At 72.7% G+C, this 10,448-nt stretch carries 4 protein-coding genes and 3 pseudogenes; 2 read left to right on the top strand and 5 right to left on the bottom strand.

Annotated features, from left to right (window positions below):
- Both JNW91_RS32685 and JNW91_RS26015 read right to left on the bottom strand, forming a co-directional pair.
- Window positions 1-181, bottom strand: a 181-nt coding sequence (locus JNW91_RS32685; protein ID WP_238425719.1) for a hypothetical protein, incomplete at its 3' end; no start/stop codon positions are given.
- 126 nt (window positions 182-307) lie between these two features.
- Window positions 308-1,105: an SGNH/GDSL hydrolase family protein gene (locus JNW91_RS26015; protein WP_203177995.1), complete on the bottom strand. Its 798-nt coding sequence runs from the start codon at window positions 1,103-1,105 to the stop codon at window positions 308-310.
- 200 nt (window positions 1,106-1,305) lie between these two features.
- Between JNW91_RS26015 and JNW91_RS26010 the strand changes: the two genes are divergently transcribed.
- Window positions 1,306-2,838 (top strand): M1 family metallopeptidase, encoded by a 1,533-nt coding sequence (locus tag JNW91_RS26010; protein ID WP_203177994.1) that lies wholly within the window; start codon window positions 1,306-1,308, stop codon window positions 2,836-2,838.
- 102 nt (window positions 2,839-2,940) lie between these two features.
- Here the strand turns inward: JNW91_RS26010 and JNW91_RS26005 are convergent, their stop codons facing one another.
- From JNW91_RS26005 to gltB, 3 genes and pseudogenes are all read right to left on the bottom strand, one after another.
- Complete coding sequence (locus tag JNW91_RS26005; RefSeq protein ID WP_203177993.1) at window positions 2,941-3,474, bottom strand: hypothetical protein; 534 nt, start codon at window positions 3,472-3,474, stop codon at window positions 2,941-2,943.
- A 148-nt stretch (window positions 3,475-3,622) separates the two neighbouring features.
- Window positions 3,623-5,158 (bottom strand): annotated as a pseudogene (locus JNW91_RS26000) (glutamate synthase subunit beta).
- Window positions 5,151-9,875 (bottom strand): annotated as a pseudogene (gene gltB / locus JNW91_RS25995) (glutamate synthase large subunit). Before gltB ends, JNW91_RS26000 begins: the two co-directional pseudogenes overlap by 8 nt.
- 153 nt (window positions 9,876-10,028) lie before the next feature.
- Here gltB and JNW91_RS25990 point away from each other — a divergent pair.
- A pseudogene (locus JNW91_RS25990) lies at window positions 10,029-10,448 on the top strand (GNAT family N-acetyltransferase); the annotation flags it as partial.

Here is a 10,448-nt window from a genome sequence, read left to right as displayed (position 1 = left end):
GCGCGCCGCCGAGGCGGGCCAGCCGGTCGACCAGGTCGCCGGCGCCGACCGGCGCGGTGGGTGCCGGGGCGGCGCCGAGCGCGCCCCGGACGGTGTCCAGGTGTGCTCGGGCCCCCCGTGGGCGGTGACCGCCTGCCCGTACGCCGACGCGAGCCTGCCCACGCTGTGCCTCCCACGCCACGGCTGTCCGGTTCGCGGAAACCCTAACGGACAGCGGTGACACCGGGACAGTACCGACCCGCGCATTCGGGTCGCGGCGGCCGACGGCCCACGTCTGGACCGTCGGCGCCCGACGTGATGGTGCGCGTCAGCCGGTGACGGCGTTCAGCGCAGGCAGATAGCCGTAGCGGTAGCCGTCGGCGTCCGGGTGGTACGCCTCGACGATGCCGGAGATGTCGTTGATCCACGGGTCGCCGGCGCAGACGCCGTGCCCGGCGAAGGCGCCCCGGGTGTCGGCGAAGGTGGCGCCGGCCGCGGCGGCCCGGCTGGCGGTGACCGAGGCGAGCACGTCGGCGGCCTCGTTGAGGATGGTGCGCTTGTAGGTGCTCATGGCCAGCCAACCGCAGGAGGTCGTCTCGAACAGCCGTGGGTAGCCGAGGACGATCAGTCGGGCGTTGGGCGCCCGGTTGCGGATGGCGGCGTACGTGGCGTCGAGCCGGCCGGGCAGCGTCGAGGTGGCGAACGCCTTGGCGGTGTTGACGGCGTTGGTGCAGGACGAGGTGCTGCCGAACCGGCAACTGGTGATGACGTCGACGAAGCCGGCGTCGTTGCCGCCGATGGTGATGGTGACCAGGGTGGTGCTGGCGCTGAGCGCGTTGACCTGGTCGTTGAGCACGTCGGCGGTGACCGCGCCGCCGCACGCCGGGAAGCTGAAGCTGGTCACGCCGTGGGCGGCCGCCCAGAGCGGGGCGTACGACTTCTGGCTGCGCAGGCAGCCGGACCAGTCGTACGGGCCGGCGCCGACACCGGAGGAGTACGAGTCGCCGAGCGCGACGTAGTTGACGGCGGCGGCCTGGGCGGTGCCGGGGACGAGCACGGCGCCGAGGGCGGCGGTGAACGCGGCGACCAGCGCGGCCAGGGCGCGGGCCAGCGGGCGGTGGGGCATGACGGACCTCCACAGTGACGGGGTGGTGGGATCCTGCGACCGCGCGCGTGGCCAGGGGTGGAACATTTGTTACCAGGCGGTAATGCTATCGAAACACTTAGATCATTGGAATAGCCGACCCGGCCGCGCGGCGGGCCGGCAAGGTTCACCGTTGTCGATTAGGTTGGCGAGGCGTACACCCGATGGAGGGAGTCCACCTCGTGCGACGAGTCCTCACGGCGGCCACCGCCGCCCTGACCCTCACCACCGCCGGCACCATGCTCGCCGGCACCGCCGGCCAGGCCGCCCCGACAGGCTGGGGCCGGCCCACCGTCACCGTCGCGCCGCAACCCGGTGCGCCGGGCCTGGGCGACACCTACTTCCCCGACTACGGCAACGGCGGCTACGACGTCGAGCACTACGACGTTCGGCTGCGCTACGACCCGGCGACCGACCGGCTCACCGGCACCACCACCATCCTGGCCACCGCCACGCAGGATCTCTCGGCGTTCAACCTGGACTTCCTGCTCGACGTCGAATCGGTACGCGTCAACGGCTGGGAGGCGAGCAGCAGCACCGCGGGTGCGCACGAGCTGGTGGTCACGCCGGCCCGCACCATCACCCGGGGCCAGCAGCTCACCATCGTGGTGCGCTACGCCGGCGTCCCGTCGGAGACCCTGGTCAATGACTACACCGGCTGGACGCGTACCGCCGACGGGGCGCTTGCGGTCAACGAGCCCGAGTCGGCGTGGTGGTGGTTCCCGAGCAACGACCACCCACTGGACAAGGCCACCTTCGACATCTCCGTGTCGGTGCCCACCGGCGTCGAGGTGATCAGCAACGGCGTGCAGCCCCGGCCGCCGGTGGCCGAGGCCGGCAACCGCACCCGGTGGATCTGGCGGACCACCTCCCCCACCGCCACCTACCTGGCCTTCATGGCCATCGGCCAGTACGACATCGTCACCGACACCACGCCCAGTGGCCAACCGGTCGTCAACGCGTACAGCACCTCGCTGGGCGAGCTGGGGCCGGCCGCGCGGGCCAGCATCGAGCGGACCGCCGAGATCGTCGACTGGGAGAGCGGGATCTTCGGCCCGTACCCCTTCGAGGCGCAGGGCGGCGTGGCCGGGCCGGTGGACGGCATCAGCTTCGCGCTGGAGACGCAGACCCGACCGGTGTACGGGCCGGGTTTCTGGCGGCGTGGCGCCAACACGTACGTGGTGGCGCACGAGAACGCGCACCAGTGGTTCGGAGACTCCGTCTCGGTGGCCGAGTGGCGCAACATCTGGCTCAACGAGGGCTTCGCCTCGTACGCCGAGTGGCTCTGGTCGGAGGAGCAGGGCGAGGGCACCGCGCAGGAGGTCTTCGACTTCACCTACGCCAGCTACCCGGCCGACGACGAGTTCTGGCAGGTGCTGCCCGGCGACCCGGGCGCCGATCGGGTCTTCGACAACGCCGTCTACGACCGGGGAGCGATGACCCTGCACCAGTTGCGCCTGGCCGTCGGCGACGACGCGTTCTTCGAGATCCTGCCCGCGTGGACCGCGGAGCACCGGTACGGCAACGGCACCATCGCGCAGTTCCAGGCCCTCGCCGAGCGGATCTCCGGTCTGGACCTGGACGAGTTGTTCACCACCTGGCTGTTCACCGCGGGTCGGCCCGACGTGGCCAGCGCCGCGCGTAAGGCCGCACCGCCGGCCGAGCCGAAGTCCTGGGCCAAGATCCGCGAGAGCCACCACCTGCTGTCGCACTAGAGCCAGGCATCACCCGGAAGGCCCGTCGCCCGCGCGGCGGGCCTTCCGGCTGTCCGGGGCCGGCCCCTGTCCCGACGCCCGACGATCGGTCCGGGTGGTGGCTCAGGACGCCGAGGCCCCGCCCACCGCCACCGGGGCGCCCGCCGGCTCGGCCGTGCTCGCCTCGACGGCGCGGATGTGCCGGTAGGCGAACCAGAGCGGCGGGAAAGCCCCGACCGCGAAGGACAGGTCGACGAGCGTCCAGAACCAGGGGATGTCCCGGATCGGGCCGCAGATCAGCGCCAGCGGGACGATCCCCGCGCAGGCGATCATGCCGACCTGCACCACCCAGACGTTGCGCACCGGGTCACGCAGCGGCCCCCAGAACGCCACCGCCAGCACCAGGTGGGCGAAGGCCAGCCAGTCGGTGCCGTACAGCAGGAACGGGTAGTCCTCGCCCGCCGTGACGAGTCCGGTGTGGACCCGCTCGATCCAGTTGACCAGCGCCGGCAGTTGGCCGGCGAGGGGGTCCAGTGCGCGCAGCAGCCAGCGCACCTCGATCTCCAGCGGAAACGCGGTGACGCCGCTCAGGAAGAGTCCGATCAGCACGACCCACAGCCAGCGACGGGTTCGCCGTAGCCGCTCCTCGATGTCCATGACCGCAGCGTAACGATGATCTTCGTGCCGGTCGGTCCCGCACGACGGCCGCCGGGGGTGACCGCTGTCTCAGCGGCGAGCGGCCTGCCCGGCGGTGGCCGAACTCCCGCACCCGGGTCGAGCCCGGAACGGCCCGGCCGGCGGACTCTCAGCGAACGGCGAGCGGCTGCGCGGCCGGGCGACCGGCGCCGGCAGCGCCCCCGGCGCCGCCCAGGTAGCCGTGGATCGCGGCGGCCGCCGCACGCCCCCTCGGCGATGGCCCAGACGATCAGCGAGGCGCCCCGGTGCATGTCGCCGGCGACGAACACCCCGTCGGCGTCGGTCTGCCAGTCGTCGCGGGCGTCGATCGCGCCCCGAGGGTTCCGGGTCACCCCGAACTGCGCCAGCAGCGGCTGCTGCTCGGTGCCCTCGAAACCGATCGCCAACAACACCAGATCCGCCGGAAGCTCCCGCTCCGAACCCGGCACGACGGTGACGACGCGCCGGCCGTCGCGCTTCTGGACGGTCACCTCGGCGATCCGTACCGCCCGCACCTGGCCGGTGCCGTCGTCCACGAACTCCTGCACCGCGACGGCGAAGACCCGCTCGCCGCCCTCCTCGTGCGCCGGGTAGCTGCGCAGGATCCACGGCCAGGTCGGCCACGGGTCCCGCGCCTCGTCGCGCTCGTGCGGCGGTCGCGGGTACAGGTCGAGCTGGTGCACGCCGCAGCGCCCTGCCGGTGCGCGACGCCCAGGCAGTCCGCCGCCGTGTCCCCGCCACCGATGATCACCACGTGCTTGCCGGCCGCGTCGATCGGAGTGCCGTCCGGCAGCACCGCCCGCGCCGGTCGGCCCGCGCCGGTCGCTGCGACGCCGGGCCCGTCGCTGGCCGCCGTGGCGACCGCGCGATTGGCCGCGACCAGGTGCGCCATCGCCTGGTGTACGCCCCGCAACGGCCGCCCCGGGGTCTCCGGAGTGTCCCGGCCCTGCAACGCGCCGCAGGCCAGCAGCACCGCGTCGTGCTCGGCGCGCAACTGCTCGGCGGTGACGTCCACCCCGACGTTCACCCCGGTGCGGAAGCGCACCCCCTCCGCGGCGAGCTGGGCCAGCCGGGCGTCGATGTGCCGCTTCTCCAACTTGAAGTCGGGGATGCCGTACCGGAGCAGACCGCCGATCGCGTCGTCGCGCTCGTACACCGTCACCGCGTGACCGGCGCGGGCCAACTGCTGGGCGGCGGCGAGACCGGCGGGCCCGGAACCGACGACGGCGACCGAGCGGCCCGACGGCGCCGGGACGGGGCTGGGGGTGAACCCGCGCGCCGCCGCGGCGTCGGCGATCTCCACCTCGACCTGCTTGATGGTCACCGGCTGGCCGCCGGCGATGCCCAGCACGCAGGCCGCCTCGCAGGGCGCCGGGCAGAGCCGGCCGGTGAACTCCGGGAAGTTGTTGGTGGCGTGCAGCGACTCCACCGCGGCGTCCCAGTTGCCGGTGCGGACCAGGTCGTTCCAGTCCGGGATGCGGTTGCCCAACGGGCAACCGTCGTGGCAGAACGGGATGCCGCAGTCCATGCAGCGGGTGGCCTGCTCACGGACAAGGTCCTCACCGGCCGGCGGGTACACCTCACGCCAGTCGCTGATCCGCACCGGCACCGGGCGGCGGGCCGGCAACCGCCGGTCGTAGCGCAGGAAACCGTTCGGGTCAGGCACGTGCCACCTCCTGGGCCGCCACCCGCGGAGCGGGCGGCACCGGCATCGCCGGCACAGCCGGTGCGGTCAGTTCTTTCATGACCGCGTCGTCGACGTCGCGGCCGGCGGCTTCGGCGGCCCGCATGATCTCCAGCACCCGGCGGTAGTCGCGGGGCACCACGGCGGTGAACTCGGTCACCGCATCCGGCCAGCGCTTGAGCAGCTCCTCGGCGACCGCCGAACCGGTCTCGGCCACGTGCCGCTGGACCAGCTCGTGCAGCAGCGTCTGCTCCTGCTCACCGAGCGGCGCCAAATCGACCAGCTCCGCGTTGACGCGGGAGCGGTCCAGGTGGTGCACGAACGCCGTACCGCCGGACATGCCGGCGGCGAAGTTGCGACCGGTCGCGCCGAGCACCACCACCGTGCCGCCAGTCATGTACTCGCAGCCGTGGTCGCCGACACCCTCGACGACGGCCACCGCGCCGGAGTTACGCACCGCGAACCGCTCCCCCACCCGGCCACGCAGGAAGACCTCGCCCGCGGTGGCCCCGTACAGGATGGTGTTGCCGGCGATGATCTGGTCCTCCGCGCGCTGCCCCGGCTCGGCGTCCGGGTCGAGGAACGGCGCGGCGGCGTCCGGGCGGACGATCAGGCGACCGCCGGAGAGGCCCTTGCCCACGTAGTCGTTGGCGTCGCCGTGCAGCCGCAGGGTCACCCCGCGCGGCAGGAACGCGCCGAACGACTGCCCGGCCGTGCCGTGCAGCACGAACTCGATGGTGTCCTCGGGAAGGCCGCGCGCCGAAGCGGCGGGTCACCTCGCCGCCGAGCATCGCGCCGACGCTGCGGTGCTCGTTGCGCACCGCCACCTCCACCCGTACCGGTGCGCCCTCGGACAGCGCCGGACGGGCCAACGCGATCAGCTCGTTGTCCAGCGCCTGCTCCAGGCCGTGGTCCTGCGCCCGGACCCCGCGCCGGGCGGCGCCGGCCGGCAGCTCGGGCAGGTGCAGGACGGGCGCCAGATCCAGCCCGTGCGCCTTCCAGTGCGTCACCGCCGGGACGACATCGAGCAGCTCGGACTGCCCGATCGCCTCCTCGATGGACCGCAAGCCCAACTCGGCCAGGTATCCCCGGACCTCCTCGGCGAGGAACAGGAAGAAGTTCTCCACGAACTCCGGGGTGCCGGTGAACCGCTCCCGCAGCACCGGGTTCTGGGTGGCGATGCCGACCGGGCAGGTGTCCAGGTGGCACACCCGCATCATCACGCAGCCGGCGACGATCAGCGGCGCGGTCGCGAAGCCGAACTCCTCCGCGCCGAGCAGCGCCGCGATCAGCACGTCCCGGCCGGTCTTGAGCTGACCGTCGACCTGCACGGTGACCCGGTCGCGCAGCTTGTTCAGCAGCAGCGTCTGCTGGGCCTCGGCCAGCCCCAGCTCCCACGGGGTGCCGGCGTGCTTGAGCGAGTTCAGCGGGGACGCGCCCGTGCCGCCGTCGTGGCCCGAGATGAGGATGACGTCGGCCTTCAACTTCGCCACGCCAGCCGCGACCGTGCCGACGCCGACCTCGCTGACCAGCTTGACGTGCACCCGGGCGGCCGGGTTGACGCACTTCAAATCGTGGACGAGCTGCGCCAGGTCCTCGATGGAGTAGATGTCGTGGTGCGGCGGCGGCGAGATCAGGCCGACGCCCGGAGTGGCGTGCCGGGTCCGGGCGATCCACGGCCAGACCTTGTTGCCGGGCAGTTGGCCGCCCTCGCCGGGCTTGGCCCCCTGCGCCATCTTGATCTGGAGGTCGTCGGCGTTGACCAGGTATTCGCTGGTCACGCCGAACCGGCCGCTGGCGATCTGCTTGACCGCCGACCGACGCAGCGGATCGTGCAGCCGCTCGACGTCCTCGCCGCCCTCGCCGGTGTTGGACTTGCCACCGAGGCGGTTCATGGCGACGGCGAGCGTCTCGTGCGCCTCGGCGGAGATCGACCCGTACGACATGGCGCCGGTGGCGAACCGCTTGACGATCTCGGAGGCCGGCTCGACCTCGTCGAGAGGCACCGCCGGACGGACCCCGGTACGCAGGGTGAACAGCCCGCGCAGCGAACCGGCCTGCGCCGCCAGCGCGTCCACCTTCGCCGTGTACTGCCGGAACACGTCGTACTGCCGGCTGCGGGTGGCGTGCTGGAGCAGGAAGACCGTCTCCGGGTTGAACAGGTGCAGCTCACCCTCGCGGCGCCACTGGTACTCGCCGCCGACCTCCAGCCGGTCGGAGTCGGCGGTGCCCGCCGGCGGCCACGCCAGCGCGTGCCGTGCGGCCACCTCGGCGTGCACGCCGGCCAGCCCCACCCCGCCGATCCGGCTGGGTGTGCCCCGGAAGTAGCGGTCGACCAGCCGGCTGTCCAGGCCGACCGCCTCGAAGACCTGCGCACCGCAGTACGACGAGACCGTCGAGATGCCCATCTTCGACATGATCTTCAGGACGCCCTTGCCGAGCGCCTTCGCGTAGTTGCGCACCGCGGCGGCGGGCTCCACGCCGGCCAGCGCGCCCGTGGAAATCATGTCCTCCACCGACTCGAACGCCAGGTAGGGGTTGACCGCCGCCGCGCCGTACCCGATCAGGACCGCCGCGTGGTGCACCTCCCGGCAGTCGCCGGACTCCACGATCAGCGCCGCCTGGGTGCGGGTCTGCTCCCGCACCAGGTGCTGGTGCACGGCGGCGGTGAGCAGCAGCGACGGGATCGGCGCCAGGTCGGCGTTGGAGTCCCGGTCGGAGAGCACCAGGATGCGGACGCCGTCCTCGATCGCCTCGGAGACGTGCCGGCAGATCTCGGTCAGCCGCGCCTTGATCCCGGCGCGCCCTCCCGGATGCGGTACAGCCCGGAGACCCGGACCGCCTTGAAGCCGGGCAGGTCGCCGTCCTCGTCGATGGAGAGGATCTTCGCCAGCTCGTCGTTGTCGATGATGGGGTGCGGCAGCACGATCTGCCGGCAGCTCGCCGCGCCCGGGTCGAGCAGGTTGCCCTCCGGCCCGATGGTCGACGCCAGGCTGGTGACCAACTCCTCGCGGATGGCGTCCAGCGGCGGGTTGGTGACCTGGGCGAAGAGCTGGTGGAAGTAGTCGTAGAGCAGCCGCGGCCGGGTGGACAGCGGCGAGATCGGGGTGTCCGTGCCCATCGAGCCCAGCGGCTCCGCGCCGGTACGCGCCATCGGCGCGAGCAGGATCTTCAGCTCCTCCTGCGTGTAGCCGAAGGTCTGCTGGCGGCGACGCACCGAGTCGTGGGTGTAGACGGTGTGCTCGCGGGCCGGCAGGTCGTCCAGCTCGATCAGCCCGGCGTGCAGCCACTCGCCGTACGGCTGCGCGGCGGCCAACTCGGACTTGATCTCCTCGTCGTGCACGATCCGACCGGCGACGGTGTCGACCAGGAACATCTTCCCCGGCTGGAGCCGCCCCTTGGCGACCACGTGGGCCGGGTCGAGGTCGAGCACGCCCGCCTCGGAGCCCAGCACGACGAGGCCGTCTTCGGTCTGCCACCAGCGCCCCGGGCGCAGCCCGTTGCGGTCCAGCACCGCGCCGACGATGTCCCCGTCGGTGAACGCGACCGACGCCGGCCCGTCCCACGGCTCCATGAGGCTGGCGTGGAAGCGGTAGAACGCCCGCTTGTCCGGCTGCATGCCGGGGTCGTTCTCCCACGCCTCAGGGATCATCATGAGCACCGCGTGCGGCAGGCTCCGCCCCGCCAGGTGCAGCAGCTCCAACACCTCGTCGAAGTTCGCCGAGTCGGAGGCGCCGGGGGTACAGACCGGGAAGACCCGCCGGATGTTGCCCGGCACGTGCCCGGCGGCGGTGGAACCGCCGCTGAGCATCGACTCTCTGGCCTGCATCCAGTTGCGGTTGCCGCGGATCGTGTTGATCTCGCCGTTGTGCGCGATGAACCGGTACGGGTGCGCCAGCGGCCAGGACGGGAACGTGTTCGTGGAGAAGCGGGAGTGCACCAGCGCGATGGCGCTGTCCACCCGCTCGTCGCGCAGATCCGGGTAGAACGCCGGCAACTGGTCGGGGGTGAGCATCCCCTTGTAGACCATCGTGCGGCTGGACAGCGACGGGAAGTACGCCGGCACGCCCCGCTCGGCGGTCTCCCGCTCGGCCTGCTTACGCAGGCAGAACGCCACCCGGTCCAGGTCGATGCCGCGCAGCGCGGAACCGGCCGGACCGGCGGGCGAGTCGGTGAGCCGACGCGCGGCCACGAAGAGCTGCCGGACCCGGGGCATCGCCGCCAGGGCGGTCTCGCCGAGCCCGTCCGGGTCGATCGGCACGTCCCGCCAGCCGAGCAGGTCCGCGCCCTCGACCAGCGCGTACTTCTCGACGACCCGGCGGGCGCGGGCCTCCGCGGCGTCGTCGTCGGGGAGGAAGACCAGACCTGTGGCGTACTCACCGGCCGGGGGCAACGCCACGCCGGCCACCGCGCGCAGGAACGCGTCCGGAACCTGGATCATGATGCCCGCGCCGTCGCCGGTGTTGGGCTCCGCGCCCCGGGCACCCCGGTGGTCCAGGCGGCAGAGCGCGCCGAGCCCGTTGGCGACGACCGCGTGCGAGCGCCGGCCGTGCAGGTCCGCCACGAAGGCCACCCCGCAGGCGTCGTGCTCCTGCGCCGGGTCGTAGAGGCCCTGGGCGGACGGGCGGGGGCCGGGCGTAGGGGACGCCTGCGGGCTGTGCGGGTACGGCTGTGTCTTGTCCGCGTACGGCTGAGCCACCGGGCCTCCTGTCGTCACTCAGGTTGGATCATGGTGGGGACGACGTCGGCCCGTGGGTCTGTTGAGTCTACGTTAGGGCCGGGGCCACAAGGCCACTCCAGATTGATCACACCGTCCAGACTCTGGGACGTGTAGTCTCGCGCGGTGGATCCGCTGCATCGGGACGTCTTCGACCGGTTGGAACGCTTCTACGACGCGGTGCCCCGCGACGTCGCCGGCGTGGAGGGGCATGGCGGGCTGGTGTTGTTCGTCCGCGAAGGCGCCGGCTGGCCCTTCTACGCCCGGCCCCGCATCGACGCCACCGAACCGCCGTCGCTGGCCGACGTGGCCTCCGTCCGCGAACGGCAACGGGAGCTCGGCCTGCCGGAGGCCTTCGAGTGGGTGCACGAGAGCACCCCGCAACTGCTGGCGGTGGCCCGCTCGGCGGGGCTGAACGTGCTGGAGGCGCCGCTGATGGTGCTCGACCCGGCCGCGCTGCCCGACCCGGCGACGCTCTCCGACGTACCGGTGCGGGTGCTGGCGCCCGAGTCGCCCGACTTCGCCGCCGACGTGGCCGCCCGCCGGGCGGTCGCG

The organism is Micromonospora parastrephiae (assembly GCF_016802865.1).
Classification (GTDB): domain Bacteria; phylum Actinomycetota; class Actinomycetes; order Mycobacteriales; family Micromonosporaceae; genus Micromonospora; species Micromonospora parastrephiae.
The sequence above is the reverse complement of the archived record's forward strand: the minus strand, read 5'-3'. Positions and strand labels throughout refer to the sequence as shown.